Genomic DNA, 18134 nt, shown 5'->3' on the forward strand with positions numbered 1-18134 from the left:
AGTGTCTGCCCTCCCTACGGTCTCTTGCTTTTCGGTAGGGAGGCGACGACGAGATCGTAGGAGTGATCGATGAGTTCGGCGATCAGGGCCGATGGCAGGGAGTCGTCCAGCGTGACCGTATTCCAATGCTTCTTGTTCATGTGGTAGCCGGGGATGATCGCGTCGTATTCGGCGCGGAGTTCGACGGATCGCTCGGGGTCGCACTTGAGGTTCATTCGCGGAGGGAAGCTGTCGGGATCAGTGAGAGCGAACATCTTGCCGACGACCTTGTAGACGAGGACATCGGGCCCGAAGGGAGTGGTCTCCTCGACGGCGGCTTTGGCGAGGCAGTGGGCAATGACGTCGGGGAGGTCCATGGACGGGTGCTAGCTTGCTTTCGCATCTCGAACTTCGACGCTTTGTCCTTTGCGCCGAATCTCGAAGAATCCGGTCGCTTGAAGCAGCTCGCTGAGTTTTGCGTAGCCGTAGTTTTTTGGAAGAAAGTCCGAGTGGGCGTTTTTGACGCGAGAGTTGACGGAGCTGAGGTTGGCCCAGCCGTCTTCCTCGCAAAGGTCGGTGATGGCGCTGCGCATGGAATTGATCAGACCAGAGCTACCTTTGAATTGTTTGATCCCGATTTCACGCGGCGAGCTAGATTTGGTAGAACCCTTGGAAACGGCTTTGCCTTTTTTGGACGCCTGAGTCTTCTCGATGGTCTCGACGTAGATGAACTCGGTGCAGGCGCTGACGAATGGCTTGGGCGTCTTGCGTTCACCGAAGCCGTAGACGGAGAGGCCATTCTCACGGATGCGGGAGGCAAGGCGGGTGAAATCACTGTCGCTGGTGACGAGACAGAAGCCGTCAAAACGTTCCGTGTAGAGCAGATCCATGGCGTCGATGATCATGGCGCTGTCGGTGGAGTTCTTTCCCCTGGTGTTGGCGAACTGCTGAATGGGCTGGATCGCGTGCTCGGGGAGGGCGTTTTTCCAAGAGGACAGCCGCGTGTTGGTCCAATCGCCATAGATGCGCTTGACGCTGGCAGAACCGTAGGTGGCGACTTCGTCGAGCAGCGAATCGATCGCGGCGGGCGAGGCGTTGTCGGCGTCGATGAGGACGGCGAGTTTGGCAGGTGTGGACATGAGTCTGTTGCAGGTGTGGGCGGGACGCCCACGCTCCCCTATTTGTCGACGAGGGCGAACTTGAGTTCCGCTTCGGAGACGACCTCTCCGTTGACCAGGCAGCGGCAGCGGGCGGTGCCGATGGCACCTCGGGAACGGGTCATTTCAGCTTCGATGTAGAGGGTGTCGCCCGGCAGGACCGGACGCCGCCATTTCACTTTGTCGGCGCTCATGAAGTAGCCGATCTTACCGACGTTCTCGGGCTTGCGGAGCATGACGATCGAGGAGACCTGGGCCATGGCTTCGAGCTGAAGCACGCCGGGCATGATCGGGTGATCCGGGAAGTGCCCGGGGAAGAAGGGTTCGTTGACGGTGACGTTTTTGACGCCGGTGCATTTGTTGTCGCCTTCGAAGTCGACGACGCGGTCGACCATGAGGAAGGGATAGCGGTGCGGCAGGATCTTGATGATGTCGTTGATGTCGAGAACCGCCTCGCCGGAGGGAATCGAAAAGGGGGCGGCGAGCGAGCGCATGCGCGAGTATTCGCGCTTGATGATCGCGGCCAGCTGGGTGTTCGGGCCGTGGCCGGGTTTGACGCAGATGACGTGTCCGAGAATGCGTTTGCCGGAGAGCATCAGATCGCCGATCAGGTCGAGTGCCTTGTGGCGGGCGAATTCGTTGTCGTAGCGCACCGGCTCTTTCGACATCACTTGATCACCGCGGACGACCACGGCGTTTTCGAGCGAGCCTCCCTTGATCAGGCCTTTCTCGAGGAGGGGTTTAACGTCCTCGTAGTAGACGAAGGTTCGAGCGGGAGCGATTTCGGTTTCGTAGATCTCCGGGGTGACTTCAGACGAGAAATACTGGGCGAAGCGTCCGCCGGGGCCGACGTTGGTGACGGAGACGCGGAAGGTTTTACTGGGGACGATGGTGAGCAGTGATCCGTCACCACACTCGTGATGAATCGGCTCACGGACCTCCCAGGTTTTGCGCGGGGTGTCTTGGGCAATGATCCCCGCCTTCTTGATCAGTTCGACGAATGGCTTGGAGGACCCGTCACCAATGGGAGGTTCGTTCGAATCCATCTCGATGATGGCATTGTCGACACCCATGCCGCACAGCGCGGAGAGGACGTGCTCGACGGTGTGAACTTTGACGGAGCCTTCCGCGAGGGTGGTCGCGCGTTCGACGGTTTGGACCTTGTCGACGTCGGCATCGATGAAGGGCTGGTCGGGGATATCGACCCGGCGGAATTTGAAGCCGTGATTCACGGGTGCCGGTTGGAGGGTGAGGGTGACTTTCCCGCCGGTATGGAGGGAGGTGCCTTCGAGGGTGGCAGGTCCAGCGAGAGTGTGTTGCGCGTCGGCGGGCATGCGGAGAAGAGATCAGAATGGGGAGACCAGAGACCAGAGAAAAGCGTGGCGAATCGCGGGGGTGAGGATCATTCTCAGGCCGTGCGCGCGCTTTGTGAATTCCGGGTGGTCGATGAGTCGGCGGACTGGATTGTGGTGGAGAAGCCGGCGCCGCTGATGGTGCACCCGGCGAGCGGGAAGTTCGATGAGCCGACCCTGCTGAGTGGGCTGCAGCACTTACTGGCCTTCGAGCTGGCGAACGGTGCCGGACTTTCCATCCTGACCCGACTGGATCGGGAAACGAGCGGGCTGGTATTGGTTGCAAAGAACCGACGGGCGGCGCGGCATTTTTCCCTACAGCTTCAGCGGCGCCAGATCGAAAAGGAGTATCTTGCGTTGGTGCATGGCTGGCCGGGGTGGGAAGAACAGAAGGTGGAGCGACCGATCGTGAGGGCCGGGGAAGTTGGAGAGAGTGAGATTTGGCTACGCCAGCGGGTCCATTCGCAGGGTCGCGAGTGCATCACCGGATTCCGGGTCGAGCGTCGCTTCGAAAACCGCCGAGGACGCTTTTCGATCCTCAGATGCTTTCCTGAAACGGGGAGAATGCATCAAATACGCGTGCATCTCGAATACTTGGCGCATCCGATCGTCGGCGACAAAGTCTATGGGGACGACGGTCGTGCCTACCTGGAAAGAGTGGCGGGAGGCTTGTCGGAGGCGACACTTGAGCGACTGATGCTTCCGAGGCACGCGCTGCATGCGACCAAGCTGGCTGCCGAATGGGAGGGACGGCGGATGGAGTGGAGCAGTGACCTTCCCTGGGATTTGGCTCGGTTTGTGGAAGGCACCTCTTTAATACAAAGGCATGACAACGCTTAGTGAGATTCGGGTATTCCTCGATCGCGAGCTGAAGATCGCCGAAATTCCGGACTATCCGATGGCGCTCAATGGCTTGCAGCTTGAGGGGGGTGGTGAAGTGAAACGAGTCGCTGCAGCAGTTGACGCCTCACTACCAGTCTTCGAAAAAGCGATCGCTCATGAGGTTCAGTTATTGTTAGTGCATCATGGAATGTTCTGGCAGGGAACCCAGCCCATGACGGGAGCGCTCTACAAAAAGCTCAAGCTGGCGATGGATGCCGGGATGGCGGTTTACTCCGCGCACATTCCCTTGGATGTCCATCCGGAGTGGGGGAACAACACGCAGTTGGCTCGGGCCCTCGGTGTTTCCGATCCACGGCCGTTCATGAGCTGGAAGGGAATTTCTTTGGGACTCCAGGGGGAGGTCGAGATGACCCGCGACAATTTGCTTCAGCGGGTTGAACTCGCCGTCGGTGGCGCAGTTCACGTTTGTCCGGGCGGGCCCGAGCTTGTGAAAAGAGTCGGTATCGTCACCGGTGGTGCCGGATCGCAGATCGCGGACGCTGCTGCAGAGGGGGTTGACACCTTCATCACGGGTGAGGGGCCTCACTGGAGCTATCCCTTGGCCGAGGAATTGGAAATCAATCTGATTTACGCCGGCCACTACGCCACCGAGACTTTTGGGGTAAAAGTGCTCGCGCAGGTTTTGCAGGAGCGCTTTGGCGTCGAGTGGCTGTTCGTGGACCATCCAACGGGTCTTTAAAAACCCGGGCGAATCCACCCTGAGGATGTTCGGCTGCGACAAAAGTCTGCCGCTGAGCTTATGGCCAGGTAGTTCCGGGCCAGAGGTCGAGACCCCGACGATCGTTGGAAACCAGTGGAGAAAACGCGACATCTTGCTTGTAATCAGTCGTTTACGAAGGTTGCCTCTGACGGGTGCGGGTGATGGGAATCGAACCAACGCCTCGAGCTTGGCAAGCTCATGTTCTACCATTGAACTGCAGCCGTATGGGAGAAAAGGGGCGGGGATTGGCCACCGTAGAAGGTCAGAGCAGACGTAAAGCGTGTCTTCCGGGCAAAAAAGTGAGTCAAATCTCTCATCAAATATTCGAAAAAAGCCTTGCGGGTCCTTGCCTGAGCTTGTTACTAATGCAGCACTGAAGCGCGGGTATAGCTTAGTGGTAAAGCTCTAGCCTTCCAAGCTAGCTATGCGGGTTCGATTCCCGCTACCCGCTTTCCGACAGGACAGACTCACCCCGAAAAATCACAAACTTATGAAAAAAACGTTCCGTTTCGCTATTGTGGCAGCCCTTTTGGGTCTGTTCTCCTCGGCCGCCATGGCTGAGGTTGATTGCCTTAAACTGAGTGTCTCGATCAAGCATGCGGTTGCTGCTGAGCCTTCCGAAGTTCTCCAGATTGTCGAGAAAGCTGTTGGTGCCAATGCTTCATGCGCCTGCGAGATCGTCAAAGCGGCTATCGAAGCCACTGACGCCGATGCCTCCCAAGTCGCCTCAATCGTCGAAGTTGCCGGAAGCATTGCTCCCGATCAACTGCGTCTCATTGCTCAGTGTGCTGTGGCCGTTGCTCCCGATTCGCTTGTGGCAGTGCAAGGTGTGACCGCTCGCCTTGACCCGAACAAGGGTGAGGTTGCCATGGACAGTGCCAAGAATCCCAAGGCTCCAATCGATGTGAAGCCGGCATGGAATCCCCTTAACTTTCCTGGTCAAGGGCCTGTGGGTCCAAGTCCTGGTGGCCCGGGCGGTATTCCGGTGATGCCATTTACGCCTTCACCAAATACGCCACCGATCATCAACCCTCCTGATGGAACGCAAGTGGATTTCGGATTTCCCAATAGTGGTAATCCTGATTTCGGTCCATCGGACGACTTCTTCGTAACCGCTGGCTGATTTCGTCAGGGCCAAATACTCAAAAAATCCGATTATTTTTATCAGAATGAAACGCAACCTACTCACACTGATCGCTGCAGCAGCCACGGTCACTTCCGCTTCTGCGGATCTTTACTACCTTGGTTCGGAAGCTCAAGAGAGCCTTCCCCTGAAGTGGACGGTCGGCTTGAACGCAACCTGGGACAGCAACGTCAGCCCGACTGCCGTTGGTGTCGGTGCGGATGAAAATGCATTCAGCCTGAATCCCTACGTTGGACTTTCGTTTGTCAACATGACGCCGCAGTCGACCTTAGACGTCTACGCCCGCGTTGGTGGAGTCTTCTACTTGGATAGTCCCACAGCTCTTGGCACCGACGATTACTTCACGCAGTTTCGTGCAGGACTCAACTACACGCGCCGCTTCAGTGAACGTCTTCGTTTCAGCTCCCGGAACTTCATCGCATACGAGCTTGAGCCCGACTACGCCTATGGTTTTGCAACAACTCGTCAGAATAGCGAGTATTTCTACTGGCAGACCGATAACTCGATCGGTTACCGCTGGACCGAGCGCTTTGCAACATACACCGGATTCACTCTTACTGGCCTGCAGTATGATAATCTTCCGAATCAGGATATGTTCACATGGATGGTCTACAACCAGTTCCGTTATCAGTTGAGCCCTCAGTCGGTGTTGACCTTCGACATTCGCTACGCTCAGAACAATGCCGATGGATTGACTTCCGATTCCGAGTACCTGTTCTTCCTGCTGGGCATCGAGCACCGCTTCAGCCCGAACACGATCTTGGTCGCTCGCGGAGGTGTTCAGTTCTACGAGTCTGAGGCTGTCAACGGCAACGATGGAGCTGCTCCATATCTCGAGCTGGCTCTGCGGTCACAGATCAATGATCAGTTCTCCGTCCGTGCTTTCACTCGATACGGAGTTGAGGCCTATGACTCGACACGCCAGGTGTTTGCCGCCCCTTTCAACCTCTACGACTTCGATGAGCGTTTGACGCTTCGCATCGGCGCAACAGGTGAGTATGCCATTTCACCAAGATTCAGCATCTTTGGAGGTGTTGACTACATTCCTTCGACCTACGATGAAGGTCGTCTCGTGGCAGGCTTTGGTCCAGGAGCGACCGGAAGTATTGATGAAGATCTCTTCAATGCCTACATCGGGCTCTCAGTGAAGTTCAACGAGACTTTCTACGGAACGCTCTCCTACAACTACACGGACAGCGATTCCGACTTCCCCTTCTACACCTACGATCGCAGCCGGATCAACGTCGGCCTTCGTGCTGAATTTTGATCTGCCCGATCAAGGTGATTTAAGAACACGACTTTTCTAGCAATACTGAACGAAACGTCTTAGCTCCCGCAATGGTCGCCCATTGCGGGAGTTTTTCGTTTGAATCTTGAGCCGCCCCGGCGGATAAATCCCACCCGTACAATTCCATGAATTCTCCCGCGAACAATCCATCCGAAGCAGCTCTTCACGCTGTCGACTACTGGCAGGTCATAAAAAACCGCTACGGCATTATTCTTCTCACCTTCCTGCTCGTCTTCATGACGGCCCTGGTCATCACCTATGTGATGCCTAAGAAATACGAAGCTTCGACGACGCTTCAGGTCCGTCCGCAGACGCCTGCAATGGAAGTGCTTCAAAATGTGGTGTCGCCACAAAGGCATATCAGCCAGTCCTTCTTCCCGACGGAGTTTGAGGTGATCAAGGCGCAGAAGACCCTCGATATCGTGATCGATGATCTCGAGTTGATGAACCGCTGGGGAATGGACCGTGAGGAGGTCCGGGCCAAATTGGGTAACATTATCGATGCGGAGAACATTCGAGGAACCGATCTGATCGAGATTCGAGTCCGGGCATCGAGTGCTGAGGATGCGCGTCTGATTGCGGAACGGGTTTCGGAAGCCTATCGCAGCCGCAGGACAAAGCTGGAAGGGCAGCGCACGGAGCAGGCTCTTGCCGAGTTGCGGGATGCCGTCCAGAAGCAGGAAGATACGGTTGAAGACAAACGCAAGACTCTGACGACGATCATTCGAAATCGCGGGCTAATTTACCAAGGCTTGGCTCCAGGGCTCGGCAGGGAAGGTGGATTCACCGGCGAAGAGGCTGCAGAAACGGCTGCGAGATCCTATACCGCGCTTGCCGAGCAGAAAGTGATGCTCGAGAGCCAGATCGAAACCTTGCTCAAGTATGATGGCGATCAACTGATGACCTACGCTTCGGGGTTGGATTTGCCGGAGAACATCATCAAGGTCCTCCATCCCCAATATCTCGATGCGAAGCGCACACTTGAAGCCCTGAAGCTCAGTGGCCTGGGTGAGCGGCACCCGAACGTCAGGCAGCAGCGAGAGATCTCGGAAGGGATGAGGCGCGACCTTGACGAAGGCGTCGTTGCCTTGAGGGAAACGCTGAAGGCTCAACTTGAGATGTCGACCGTTCAGCTAGAGGAACTCAAAAAGACCATGGATCGGACCAAGGAGAAGGCCGTCGACGAGGGGCTGGATCGACATGGATTCGATGATGCCAAGAACGAGTTCGAAACCTCACAGCGGTTGCTCGAACAGTTAAAAATCAAATTGGTCGGAGAAGAGATGCAGCGGAGGATCACGGAAAACCCGATCATCATCCACGCAGAGCCATTTGAGTCCCAGTCGGCAGTCAGTCCGAATATTCCACTGAACCTTGCACTGGGAGCAGTCGTTGGCTTGATCTTTGGAGTAGGTATTGCCTTCTTCCTCGAGTATCTCGACACCTCGGTGAAGACTTTGGAAGACGTCGAACGCTACCTGAACGTCCCGGTGCTTGCCGTGATTCCGAAGGATGTGGGAGTGCTCTACAAGCAAAGCGGTATGAGCCCCGACGCGGAGGCCTACCGAATCCTGCGGACGAACATCGAGTTCAATCGAAAGAACCCGGAGGACAACGCGATCACCGTCGTTTCCGGCGGTGCGGGTGAAGGAAAGTCGACGACCCTCGTCAACCTTGCTTACATCTGCGCTCAGGGCGGATACACCACGCTGATGATTGACGCCGACCTTCGTCGTCCACGCCTTCATACTTTCTTCGATATCAACAACTCGGTGGGTCTGACGAACTACCTGACGACCGAACTGATGCTGGAGGATGTGATCCTACAGACGCCAGTGGACAACCTCTACTTCATGCCCTCGGGGATCCTGCCGGCGGACGCTGCTGGTATTCTGAATTCACGACGGATGTCGGAGTTGATTCAGGACGTGAAGCAGCGCTTTGACCTGGTGCTTATTGACTCACCGCCAATTCTCGGGGTCAGTGATGCATCGGTTCTCGCGAGCGAGGTGGATCTGACTATGATTGTCGTCCAGCACCGGAAGTTGCCGCGCAACATGCTCATGCGGGTCAAGCAGGCCGTCGAGAATGTGGGCGGCCATGTCATCGGGGTGGTGTTGAACAACGTGGATGTCCGCAGCGACAGCCAGTATCAGTACTACACGAGCTACTACACCTACTATGCACCTGCTGAGGGGCAACCCGCAGTTCCGACGAGTAGCAAGGCAGCTGATAAACCGGCCTCTGCTCCCACTCAGCATCCCGGTTCGGGAGAGGACCTGTATTGACATCAGGCTATTCCCATTGAACCCTCGAAACCATGAAGACATTATTCCTGATTCTAGCGGCGGTAGCCTCTCTGCTATCGTCCGCTTCCGCCCAGTCCACCATCAGTGCTGGACGTGCTATCGAGATCCGAATTCAAGGAGTCCCGAACGAAGAGATGGCTCGCGTTAACAACACGTATCCGGTCTCGGAAGCGGGCTTTATCCGGATGCCATTCATCGGTAATGTAATGGCTGCTGGACGGAGCCCTGACTCCCTCGCCCAAAGTATCGAGGCTGCTTACAAATCGGCCCAGATCTACACGAATCCAACGGTCCAGGTCCTCGCGTCAAGCGATGAGACGCTGGCAGAATTCATCGTGACGGTTGGTGGCTATGTGAGACGACCCGGCCCGGTGAAGTATGTTCGCGGTTTGACGCTTTACGATGCGGTACAGGCAGGTGGGGGAGCCACCGAGTTCGGCAGCATGCACCGGGTCCGGTTGATCCGAAATGGAAAGCTCCGCGAGTACGATCTATTCAAGACCCAGTCGAAAGGCGTCTTGGTCGAACCTTCAGACACGATTGAAGTTCCGCAAAAGAATCTGTTTGGCCGTTAATTAGGAGGAGGAGTGATGCAATGCGCTCTTTCCGTACATACCGGTCTTCACTCTGTGCCCTCGTTACGTGCTCGCTGGCTGTTTCGAGTGTCTCGGCATTGGATCCACCTGAGAACCTGGTGGCGGGCTTGGGAGCTGAAGCCTATCCGGACAGGATCGCTGCCGAGGAAGCGTTGAAATCTTGGGCGATTGATGAGGGAGCCGTGGCGAAAAATTGGCTGCTGACGCAACATGCCCAGACGGAAGATCCTGAAGTGCGCCGTCGCTTCATGGCGGTTTTAAAAGAGGTTGTGATGGGTGAGTTGGCCGAGCAACGACCGGGTTACGTAGGCATCGGAATGGGTGTCGTAGAGCTGGCCGATGGCCTGGGAAGCGGCGACTACGGGGTCGAGATTCAGGCTGTGAAGGAAGAGGCGCCGGCAGCGAAAGCAGGTCTGCGGGTTTCCGATGTGATCGTAAGTCTTGATGGAAAGGGCTGGTCCACGCCAAATGCGGACGAAGAATTTGCGAAACGAATTGGGGCCATGCACGGTGGAGACAAAGTCCGCCTTGAGATCCTCCGGGCAGGAAAAAAGGAATCGATCGAACTGGTGTTGGCTCCACGACCTTGGTCTCTGGGGCGCTACGGTGACAGAATTCCTCTTCAAAGAGATCCATTCGCCGCTGGAGTCTTCCAGCCGCCGAATGAAAAAGACGCTCAAAACCAAGCATTCCAGGCTTGGATGGAGCAGCAAAAATCACCGGCTACGGGCCGATAGTCAGAACTTAAAAAAATCGACATTCTAAAGCGCTGTGCGACGCTATCCGAGCTGTAGAGCCTGTTATTTACCCAGTTTTCCATGAATCGACTACGTTTTCGTTCCGCCACCCTGGCGGCGATCCTATCCGCTAGCTCCCTTGCTGCCTGCGCCCAGCAAGCTGACTTCAATGAGGTAGGTCGCCAGATGGCCATCATGCTTCAAAACAGCCACTTTGATCGGTCTCGCCAACCCTTCAAGGACCTTGGTGATGACTTTCTGAAGACCTACTTGCGGGATCTGGACTATGGCAGGGTCTATTTCACACAAAGCGATGTGGACCGTTTTGAAAAGGCCTACGGTGATCAACTCTCCGAGATGCTCTTGCAGCAGAACAGCATGCAGGCGGCGACTGACATCTACGCCACATTCGTAGAAAGAGTCGAGGCTCGCGTCGCGGAAGCGAAGCGCATGCTCGAAGAGGATGATTTCGACTTCACTGCGGATGACTCTGTGATGCGAAGCCGCAAGGAAGCGCCATGGCCGAAAGACGAAGCTGAGGCGATGTCAATTTGGCGCAAGCAGATCAAGGAGGCGCTTCTCTCTGAGAGGTTGCGCCGGGAGATGGTGGCGAAATTGGCTGAAAATCAAGGGAAGGAGGATCCTCTCAAGGAGGAGCGTGAGCCTCGAGAACGACTCAAGCTGCGCTATGAGCGATTTCTTCACAGTGTGAAGGATGTCGATCAGGATGATATCGCTGCCTATTTCCTGAGCGCTGTCGCACAGACTTTCGATCCGCATACGGATTACATGAGCTTCAAGGAAATGGAGCGCTTCAAGGATGGGATGCGCAATCAATTGGTGGGAATCGGTGCCTTGCTTCAGGCTGAAGAGGATGGTGCCACCAAGATCATGGGGATCGTGCTGAACGGGCCGGCTGACCGGGCCGGCCAACTGAAGCTGAACGATCGGGTCGTTGGGGTGGATTCGTTGAATACCGGAAACCCCGAAGACATGGTGGATATCATGTTCATGAAGATCGATAAGGTGGTCGACCTGATTCGAGGCGCTGAGGGAACCGAGGTCCGCTTGAAGGTGGAGCCGGCGGGAGCGCCTCCGGGCGAAACTGCCCTGATCGTCATCAAGCGTGGGAAGGTCGAACTCAAGGATGCCCAGACTTCCGCTGAAATCATTGAACATCAGGGACCGGACGGTGAACCGCAGAAACTTGGTGTGATCACCTTGCCATCGTTTTACGCGGACTTTGACGCCGGGGAGACTCGATGTTCCGTGGATGTCGAGCGGATGCTGTTGCGCTTGAAGGAAGAAAAGATCGATGGTTTGCTCTTGGATCTCCGGAACAACGGAGGGGGTGCTCTGGAGGAGGTCCGGCGAATGACCGGCTTTTTCACGCGTCGGCTGCCCGTGGTTCAAGTGAAGAACACCTTGGGTCAAATTCAGGTGAAGGAGTCCGACAATCGGCGACCGATCTATGATGGACCGCTGCTGATTCTGACCGATAAGAGCAGTGCTTCCGCGACTGAAATTCTGGCTGGGGCCCTGCAAGACGACAATCGTGCCGTCGTGATTGGAGAGGCTTCCACCTTTGGCAAGGGGACGGTGCAGCAGCCGATGGATATCGGTCGGCAGATGCCGTTCTTTGCGGATCGGAACAAGGCGGGGACGCTGAAGGTGACGATCCAGAAATTCTACCGCCCTTCGGGCTCTTCGACCCAGAACAAGGGCGTTGTGCCGGATATCATCCTGCCCAGCCTCACCGATGCCCTTGAGGTCGGGGAGGGATACTTGGATCATGCGCTCGACCACGACATCATTCGGCCGGCATCGGGATTTGAGCCACTGGCGAAGTCGAACTTGTTTATTCCGCGTTTGAAGGAGCTGAGCAACGAACGGATCAGCAAGTCCAAGGACTTTTCCTACGTGATCGAAGATGTGACGAAGGCCCGCTCCCGCCTGCGCGAGAATCAGGTTTCGCTGAACATCGAAGAGCGACGGGAGGAGTTGGCGGAAGCTGACGAGAAACAGACCTCGCGCAACAAGGAGCGCCGGAAACGTTTTGCCGAGATCGCCGAGGACGATGCATCGAATATGCGCTTCTTCAAGTTGACACTGGATGATCTCGAGGAGGGGAACGGGCTTCGAGAAGTGGACCCATCTCAGGATGCGGACGATTACATGCGCCGTGCGAAGGACAAGACAGCCGACCTGGACGATACTCCGGACTGGCCTAGCAAGCTTGATCCCTACAAGCGGGAAGCTCTGAATGTGCTGTCCGACCTGGTGGAGATCACCGACGACGCGAGGATGGCGGGACTACTCAAGAAGTCTGACGTTCGCTGATGCCGGGTATCTCGCAGAGACTCGCTGGCATCCGGGAGCGGATGTCGCTCGCTGCAGGGAGGAGCAACAGGTCTCCAGACGAGCTTACTCTACTGGCGGTCTCGAAGACCTTCCCGGCATCGTCGGTTCAAGAAGCCTTAAACGCTGGCCAGCTCGATTTTGGCGAAAGCCGCCAGCAGGAAGCAGCGGGGAAGGTCGAGGTGTTGCCAAAAGAGATCCGGTGGCACTTCATCGGGAAGCTTCAACGGAACAAGGTGCGCAAAGTCCTCGCGGACTTTGGCTGCCTCCACAGCGTGGATTCTCTGAAGCTGGCCGCCCACATCGATCGAATTGCAGGCGAGGACGACCGGCACCCCGAAGTCTTTCTTGAGGTGAATTTGGCGGGGGAGGAAAACAAGGGGGGATTTTTGGTGGATGAAATCCATCGCGATCTGGCCAAGTTGGCGGCCCTTGAAAACCTTTCGATCCGTGGACTAATGGTGATTCCGCCTGCTGTGGATGAACCAGAACAGGCGCGGGCTTGGTTCGTGAAGGCGAGGGAGCTTCGCGATGAACTCCGCCAGGAATCCGGTCTGGATTTGCCCGATCTGAGCATGGGGATGAGCGGCGACTTCGAAGTGGCCATCGAGGAGGGCGCGACGATCGTTCGTGTGGGATCCGCGATTTTCGGTGGACGCTAGGGTGATCCTCAAGCACTCATCTGGCGATGCATGAATTGATCAACGCTGCCGTGGTCGGTCAGGAACTCGCCTTGGCTTTCGGTGACGGGGTAGAATGCTACCTGCCACTGGAGGCTCTTCGGTCGGCTTGTCCTTGTGCCGCCTGCCAAGGGGAGCCGGATGTCACGGGAAGGGTGATTCGCCCACGCAAGCAGATTGGGGCGAGAGGCTTTGAGCTGAGTAAGATCGAAACGATCGGCGGCTACGCACTCCAGCTATTCTGGGCTGACGGGCACTCGACGGGAATCTACAGCTTCGATTACCTCAGGCGACTGGCAGCGGCTCAATCCTCGTAGGTTTCGGACTCGCCGGCTGAAGTTCGCGGAGTGTCGCTTTCACCAAGGGTGCCAGGCACGATCTCCTTGGCGATGCGATCAATCCCATTGGCTGCCATTTCGCTTTGCGGATAGATCGAGCGGGCTTTCAGATACCAGGAAAGCGCGGATCCGATTTGCCGGTCGCGCCGGTCTTCGAAGTTCCTTGCCTTGTTCAGTGCAAGGGTGAAGTCGGCGACCTGAGGGGCGAGAAGTTCGAGTTCACGTCCGAGCTTCGGGTCATCGGGAAATTCCTCGCGGAGCTGCGCCAACTGTTCCCATGCGGCATAACTCTGACCCATTTTCCGGAATTCCGAGGCTTTTTCGAGGGCACCATCGATGCGGAAGATATTGGTGATGATCTGCTTGAAGGCATCTTCCCGAACCGGATCGCCATTGATGGATGGTGCCAACTCATACTGTCGCTTGAAGATCTCGCGGTAGTTGTTCTCGGCAAGAAGCCGGTCGAAATCGTTCTTTGCCACGGCGAGTCCGCTGCCTTGAGCAACAAGGTCATCGAACTCGGCGAGTTTTGGATTCTGCGGCCAGACTTCCATGGCTTTCTGAATCTCGGCCGCGGCCTTTTCGTTGTCGCCATTGGCGGCGGCGAGCTTGGCCGAATTGATGTGCATGTCACCGACGCGGGTGTAGGTGGCGATCGCCGCTTCGGCCTTGGTGGCATCGAAGTCCGAAGCCGTGACCTTGATACTTTCAACCAAGGCTTTGGCAGAGGTGTAGTCTTTCGAGTCGAGGGCGGCGATCAGCTTGTAGGACTCGCGGACGAACTCGAGCACCCGACGCTTTTTCTCACGGGGAAGCGTTTGAATGACGGGCATGAATTCGCCGACCATGTAGGACTCACTGAGTCGTTTTGAGGCACTTTGGAGCTCGCCTTTCTCGGAAAGGAAAAGAAAGGCTTCAACGCCCTTGTCGACATCGCGAATGGCTTCGCTTGCCAGAGAATCGAGTGCCGCAACGGTCGGGCTCGTGCCGAAGGTATCGCTGATCATTTTCGAGACGTCCGACTTCTTGTCGATATGCAGACGGTTGTCGCCATCGTCGAAGATCTGATGATAGAAGCGCGACGCCATCATCACGTGTTGGAAGCGCCGCTGGACGAAGAACTGGATCATCAGGGCTTGATATTGGATCTTGGCTTGGACGAGTTGGATTTCGTTCTTGGCGGTGTTGGTTTTCTTCAGGGCCTCGATTTCCGCGATGCGGCGCAGATGCTCCTGGTAGTCCAGAGAGACCAAGCCACGCCCGGGGGCCGTTGCAGGTTTCTTGCCCTTGCCTTTGCCATCGCCTCCTCCCGTTGGCTGTGCTTCACCGAGGACCGGATCAGATTCGTGACGCGCTTTCCAGTCGGCGTCATCGATGAGGCGCTCTTTTTCAGTTTCCATTGCCCGGTTGAGTGCCCGGGTGGCGTTAACGTCCTTTTTGGCGAGAACTGTGGCGTAGATCGCTTGGGAAAGGGAATCGCAGAGCCGCGCGTCGCCTGGGTAGCTGGAGGCTCGGGGGAGAAGCTGAACGGCTGCGGCAAAATCCGGCCCGCCCCGATGATGCGGAGAGATCAGGGAAAGAATTTCATCGATCGTCTCCCGATAAGCAACTGCAGCTTCCGAGTCGTCTTCGGGTTCGTTCAGGTAGCGTTCGAAACGAGCGGCAAGCAGCCGGTTGTCCGTGGCTGCCCATGAGTGGCCATTCCAAGAGATCAATTCGCTGGACGGATCCATGAAGGGCACCTCGTTGCCCATGACCGGTCCGTTGTTCTTCTTCTCCGGCTGGCGATTGATGACGGTATCACCTCCTCCATCGTTGCTGGAAGGAGTCGACTGGCTGGATGGAGGAGGCGTGTACACCTGCGCTGCAGCCAGACTGGCGCTGGCGAGAAGGATCGCGAAAGAGGTGGGTTTCATCGTAATTGTGGAGAAAGGGGTTCAGCGGCGCGCGATTTCCTCGGCGACGGCAATGCCGCCTTGGCGAAAACTGATCCGGAACGCGTAGGTCTGCTCACGCTCGATATTCACATCGGACAGACCGGGTGGGATCTCGATTCCGAGAAACCTGGGTCCGGCGGGAGAATCGACCTTGAGCGAGACCACCTGACCTTGGTCGTCGGTCCAAAGGACCCGATCGTCAATCTTGCCTTCGACGACGTATTCGTTTCCACGGAGCGAATTGGCATTTTCTTCGACGGTCGCCATGTCGAGTTCCGAGCCGGCGAGCGATTGCTCGGATTTCCCTGAGAACAGAAGTTTTCCGCCAAAAAAGAGAGCGGCGATGGCGACGGCGACTCCGATCAGGAGTCCCGGATTCATTCCTGAACTGGCGCGACGTGGCATATTTGAGAAGCGGTGGGTGAGTGGTTTATTGTCCAAATGAAGCCTCGCGAGGCAAGGAATCAACCCCGGAAGGGAGACGAAGTTTAGGTGAAATCAGTCCCATTGGTGTCTTCTCGTCCCAATCCAGGCGGCAAGCAGGCCTAATCCGATGTGGAGGCCGAGCGTATAGAGGCAGGCGCTCTGGGGGGTCAGGGAAGTGTCGATGACGGATTTGACGGCGTAGAGAACCTTGCTTTCGAGGGCGTCGACGCTTCCCGACCAGGCCCAGTAGGCTGAAATGAAGGGCCGGGTGAACTGTTCGATGTGCTCCGGCAGGGCCAGGACGGCTCCGGAAAGCGGGAGTTGGAAACCAACGAGGTAGATCGAGAGCAGCGATGCCTGTTCGGCGGTCCGCATCATGGCGGAAATCCCGAGGCAGATGCCGGTCATGGCCGCGTTGATCAGCAGCAGGAAGACCAGGTGCTGTCCGAAGTCGCCGCGGAACTGGCCAAAGAAATTCACGAATACCGCCATCCACACCGACTGGGCAATGACCAGACAGGAGAGAAAGGTGACTTTGCTCGCAAGGTAAGCCAAGGGTCTCAGCCCTCCGAATTTCTCCTTCTCGAAAATCGGTCGCTCGCCGGCGATCTCGCGGGCTGAATTGTTAGATCCCATGAGTGAGAGGAGAATGACCTGGAACATGATGATGCCGCTCACGGCGGAGCCCACTTTGACCTGATCCTGCCGAACCATCTGACGTTCCTGGATCTCTTCCAGAATGTTCTCCTGCTTCGAATCCGAGAGGGTCTTGATGTTGTCGTCCGCCTTGTCAGAGAAAAGCGTGACGAGCAGGGGGAAGCAGATGAGGATGGCGAGTTGGAGCAGGACCTGGCCTCGGTCACGGAAGAAAATCCGCCATCGTCTCGAAAGCAGGGTTGAAAGCTGGGTGAAGAATCCCGGGGTCTTCAGCGCCTTGGCTTCGTCCTCCGTCTTTTCCGTCTTTGCGGGGACATGCAGGGTGCCGGCGGCGATCGCCTTCGCCCGGCCCTTCTCGAGCTTTCCGTAGTAGGCTTCCCGATGTTTTCCCCACGAACTCTGCCACTGCTCACTCGTTTGGGTGGCCAGCTTTGGGTAAACTTCCTCGGTGTCATGGACCGAGAAGTAGTGGTTCATCAGTTCGGGAGGCCCGTGGTAGGCGATGCGACCTTCGTGGAGCACCAGGATGGAATCGTAGAGTTCCAGATGAGCAAGGGAGTGGGTGACGGAAAGGACGATCCGGCCTTCCCTTCGCGAAAGTTCGTGGAGCAATCGGACGATCTCGCGCTCGGAGCGGGGGTCGAGTCCGCTGGTGACCTCGTCGCAAAGCAGGAGCTTGGGATCGGAAACCAGCTCCATGGCCAGTCCGAGTCGGCGTTTCTGTCCGCCGGAGAGCACCTTGACCTGGCGGTCGGCGAATCCGGTCATGCCGGTTTCTTCGAGAACCCGGTCAATCCGATGGTCGAGGTCTTCGGCATTCCGGGTTTTCACCCGCAGACGGGTGGCGGCCTCGATCGATTCGTCGACGGTCAAGGGGTCGTAGGCGACGGAAAACTGGGGGACGTAGCCGATCTCCGAGGGCTCGAAGTCTCCGTCTTCGGAAAGGTTCCGACCCTCCCAGAACAGCGCTCCTTCCGACTCGGGATTCAATCCGGCGATGGTCTTGAGCAAGGTCGTCTTGCCACAACCAGAAGGTCCGACAATGGCCATGAAGTGCCCACGTGGCACCTTGAGGTTGGCACGATCAACGAGGTTGATGGCCTCGCCGTCTTTCTGAATCGTGAAACTGACGTCCTGGAGTTCGAGCACGGTGGTGGTAGGGATCAGGCTTTCAGTTAAGCGAAGAGAGGGATCGTTGGCATGGCGAGAAAGAAAGTGAGGACCGACTGTGTCCTAATGTCCATCCAATGCTCTACGAGTTTCCTAGAGAAAATGTGTCAACCTTGCAGCATGATGACGCGGACGGATGAATGCTGAAATAACGTCATTCTGGGTGTCCTTCCAATCGGGGTTGTTTCCCTATCGGTCTGTTCAGCCTCTGGGGATGCTGGTTTGGAACGGAGGCAGAATTTGGCTAGAGGAATAGATTCCGATCGAGCGAGCGGTACTGGATGGCCTCAAGGATGTGATTTGGGGCGATGAGGTCGGTTCCCTCCAGATCGGCGAGGGTGCGGGCGACTTTGAGGATGCGGTCGTGGGCACGGGCGGAGAAGTTCAGGGTTTCCATGGCCTG

General features: G+C 56.8%; 16 protein-coding genes, 1 tRNA gene and 1 pseudogene. 11 read left to right on the forward strand and 7 right to left on the reverse strand.

Translation table 11 applies throughout. The annotated features are described in order from the left end of the window. Positions 1-14: 14 nt before the first annotated feature. From WBG04_RS22295 to WBG04_RS22305, 3 genes are read right to left on the reverse strand one after another with little or no spacing between them, the layout of a single operon-like run. Positions 15-356, reverse strand: a complete 342-nt coding sequence (locus tag WBG04_RS22295) for an MmcQ/YjbR family DNA-binding protein (protein WP_424317162.1) — start codon at positions 354-356, stop codon at positions 15-17. A gap of 9 nt (positions 357-365) precedes the next feature. Next, positions 366-1118 (reverse strand): NYN domain-containing protein, encoded by a 753-nt coding sequence (locus WBG04_RS22300; RefSeq protein ID WP_424317164.1) that lies wholly within the window; start codon positions 1116-1118, stop codon positions 366-368. Between the two features lie 38 nt (positions 1119-1156). Next, positions 1157-2470 (reverse strand): bifunctional UDP-3-O-[3-hydroxymyristoyl] N-acetylglucosamine deacetylase/3-hydroxyacyl-ACP dehydratase, encoded by a 1314-nt coding sequence (locus WBG04_RS22305; protein ID WP_424317166.1) that lies wholly within the window; start codon positions 2468-2470, stop codon positions 1157-1159. Positions 2471-2551: 81 nt separating this feature from the next. On the opposite strand from WBG04_RS22305, the gene WBG04_RS22310 reads away from it, so the two are divergent. The 11 genes from WBG04_RS22310 (at position 2552) to WBG04_RS22360 (ending at position 13520) form a co-directional block, all read left to right on the forward strand. Continuing rightward, entirely contained in the window at positions 2552-3328 is a 777-nt protein-coding gene (locus tag WBG04_RS22310; RefSeq protein WP_424317168.1) for an RluA family pseudouridine synthase, read from the forward strand. Next, positions 3315-4070 (forward strand): Nif3-like dinuclear metal center hexameric protein, encoded by a 756-nt coding sequence (locus WBG04_RS22315; RefSeq protein WP_424317170.1) that lies wholly within the window; start codon positions 3315-3317, stop codon positions 4068-4070. The genes WBG04_RS22310 and WBG04_RS22315 overlap by 14 nt, the downstream gene beginning before the upstream one ends. Positions 4071-4471: 401 nt before the next feature. Further along, a tRNA-Gly gene (locus WBG04_RS22320) sits at positions 4472-4542 on the forward strand. Positions 4543-4581: 39 nt separating this feature from the next. Beyond that, positions 4582-5214 carry a hypothetical protein gene (locus WBG04_RS22325; RefSeq protein ID WP_424317172.1) on the forward strand — a complete coding sequence of 211 codons (633 nt, stop codon included), beginning with the start codon at positions 4582-4584 and terminating at the stop codon, positions 5212-5214. Positions 5215-5260: 46 nt separating this feature from the next. After that, positions 5261-6502: an outer membrane beta-barrel protein gene (locus WBG04_RS22330; RefSeq protein ID WP_424317174.1), complete on the forward strand. Its 1242-nt coding sequence runs from the start codon at positions 5261-5263 to the stop codon at positions 6500-6502. Between the two features lie 146 nt (positions 6503-6648). Further along, positions 6649-8811 (forward strand): GumC family protein, encoded by a 2163-nt coding sequence (locus tag WBG04_RS22335; protein ID WP_424317176.1) that lies wholly within the window; start codon positions 6649-6651, stop codon positions 8809-8811. Positions 8812-8843: 32 nt separating this feature from the next. Then, positions 8844-9407: a polysaccharide biosynthesis/export family protein gene (locus tag WBG04_RS22340; protein ID WP_424317178.1), complete on the forward strand. Its 564-nt coding sequence runs from the start codon at positions 8844-8846 to the stop codon at positions 9405-9407. Positions 9408-9535: 128 nt separating this feature from the next. Continuing rightward, entirely contained in the window at positions 9536-10165 is a 630-nt protein-coding gene (locus WBG04_RS22345; RefSeq protein WP_424317180.1) for a PDZ domain-containing protein, read from the forward strand. 81 nt (positions 10166-10246) lie between these two features. Beyond that, on the forward strand, positions 10247-12505 hold the full coding sequence (locus tag WBG04_RS22350; RefSeq protein WP_424317182.1) for a carboxy terminal-processing peptidase: 2259 nt from the start codon (positions 10247-10249) through the stop codon (positions 12503-12505). Then, on the forward strand, positions 12505-13185 hold the full coding sequence (locus WBG04_RS22355) for a YggS family pyridoxal phosphate-dependent enzyme (RefSeq protein ID WP_424317184.1): 681 nt from the start codon (positions 12505-12507) through the stop codon (positions 13183-13185). The genes WBG04_RS22350 and WBG04_RS22355 overlap by 1 nt, the downstream gene beginning before the upstream one ends. 26 nt (positions 13186-13211) lie before the next feature. Then, entirely contained in the window at positions 13212-13520 is a 309-nt protein-coding gene (locus WBG04_RS22360; RefSeq protein ID WP_424317186.1) for a gamma-butyrobetaine hydroxylase-like domain-containing protein, read from the forward strand. Here WBG04_RS22360 and WBG04_RS22365 read toward each other — a convergent pair. The 4 genes and pseudogenes from WBG04_RS22365 to WBG04_RS22380 form a co-directional block, all read right to left on the reverse strand. Next, the gene (locus tag WBG04_RS22365; protein ID WP_424317188.1) at positions 13508-15457 is read right to left on the reverse strand and encodes a hypothetical protein; all 1950 of its coding nucleotides are present in this window, start codon (positions 15455-15457) and stop codon (positions 13508-13510) included. The two genes, WBG04_RS22360 and WBG04_RS22365, sit on opposite strands and share 13 nt — an antisense overlap. Before the next feature lie 21 nt (positions 15458-15478). Next, a complete protein-coding gene (locus WBG04_RS22370) occupies positions 15479-15859 on the reverse strand; it encodes a hypothetical protein (RefSeq protein WP_424317190.1) in 381 nt (126 codons plus the stop codon). Positions 15860-15976: 117 nt separating this feature from the next. Next, a complete protein-coding gene (locus WBG04_RS22375; RefSeq protein WP_424317192.1) occupies positions 15977-17710 on the reverse strand; it encodes an ATP-binding cassette domain-containing protein in 1734 nt (577 codons plus the stop codon). Between the two features lie 265 nt (positions 17711-17975). After that, positions 17976-18134: pseudogene (locus WBG04_RS22380) on the reverse strand (YifB family Mg chelatase-like AAA ATPase); the annotation flags it as partial.

Source organism: Haloferula sp. (genome assembly GCF_049672945.1).
GTDB lineage: Bacteria > Verrucomicrobiota > Verrucomicrobiia > Verrucomicrobiales > Akkermansiaceae > Haloferula.

Coding starts and splice junctions, on each gene's coding strand:
- WBG04_RS22325 (WP_424317172.1), top strand. CDS start 4,582: ATGAAAAAAACGTTCCGTTTCGCTATTGTGGCAGCCCTTTTGGGTCTG.
- WBG04_RS22370 (WP_424317190.1), bottom strand. CDS start 15,859: ATGAATCCGGGACTCCTGATCGGAGTCGCCGTCGCCATCGCCGCTCTC.
- WBG04_RS22330 (WP_424317174.1), top strand. CDS start 5,261: ATGAAACGCAACCTACTCACACTGATCGCTGCAGCAGCCACGGTCACT.
- WBG04_RS22360 (WP_424317186.1), top strand. CDS start 13,212: ATGCATGAATTGATCAACGCTGCCGTGGTCGGTCAGGAACTCGCCTTG.
- WBG04_RS22365 (WP_424317188.1), bottom strand. CDS start 15,457: ATGAAACCCACCTCTTTCGCGATCCTTCTCGCCAGCGCCAGTCTGGCT.
- WBG04_RS22305 (WP_424317166.1), bottom strand. CDS start 2,470: ATGCCCGCCGACGCGCAACACACTCTCGCTGGACCTGCCACCCTCGAA.
- WBG04_RS22335 (WP_424317176.1), top strand. CDS start 6,649: ATGAATTCTCCCGCGAACAATCCATCCGAAGCAGCTCTTCACGCTGTC.
- WBG04_RS22355 (WP_424317184.1), top strand. CDS start 12,505: ATGCCGGGTATCTCGCAGAGACTCGCTGGCATCCGGGAGCGGATGTCG.
- WBG04_RS22350 (WP_424317182.1), top strand. CDS start 10,247: ATGAATCGACTACGTTTTCGTTCCGCCACCCTGGCGGCGATCCTATCC.
- WBG04_RS22295 (WP_424317162.1), bottom strand. CDS start 356: ATGGACCTCCCCGACGTCATTGCCCACTGCCTCGCCAAAGCCGCCGTC.
- WBG04_RS22300 (WP_424317164.1), bottom strand. CDS start 1,118: ATGTCCACACCTGCCAAACTCGCCGTCCTCATCGACGCCGACAACGCC.
- WBG04_RS22340 (WP_424317178.1), top strand. CDS start 8,844: ATGAAGACATTATTCCTGATTCTAGCGGCGGTAGCCTCTCTGCTATCG.
- WBG04_RS22315 (WP_424317170.1), top strand. CDS start 3,315: ATGACAACGCTTAGTGAGATTCGGGTATTCCTCGATCGCGAGCTGAAG.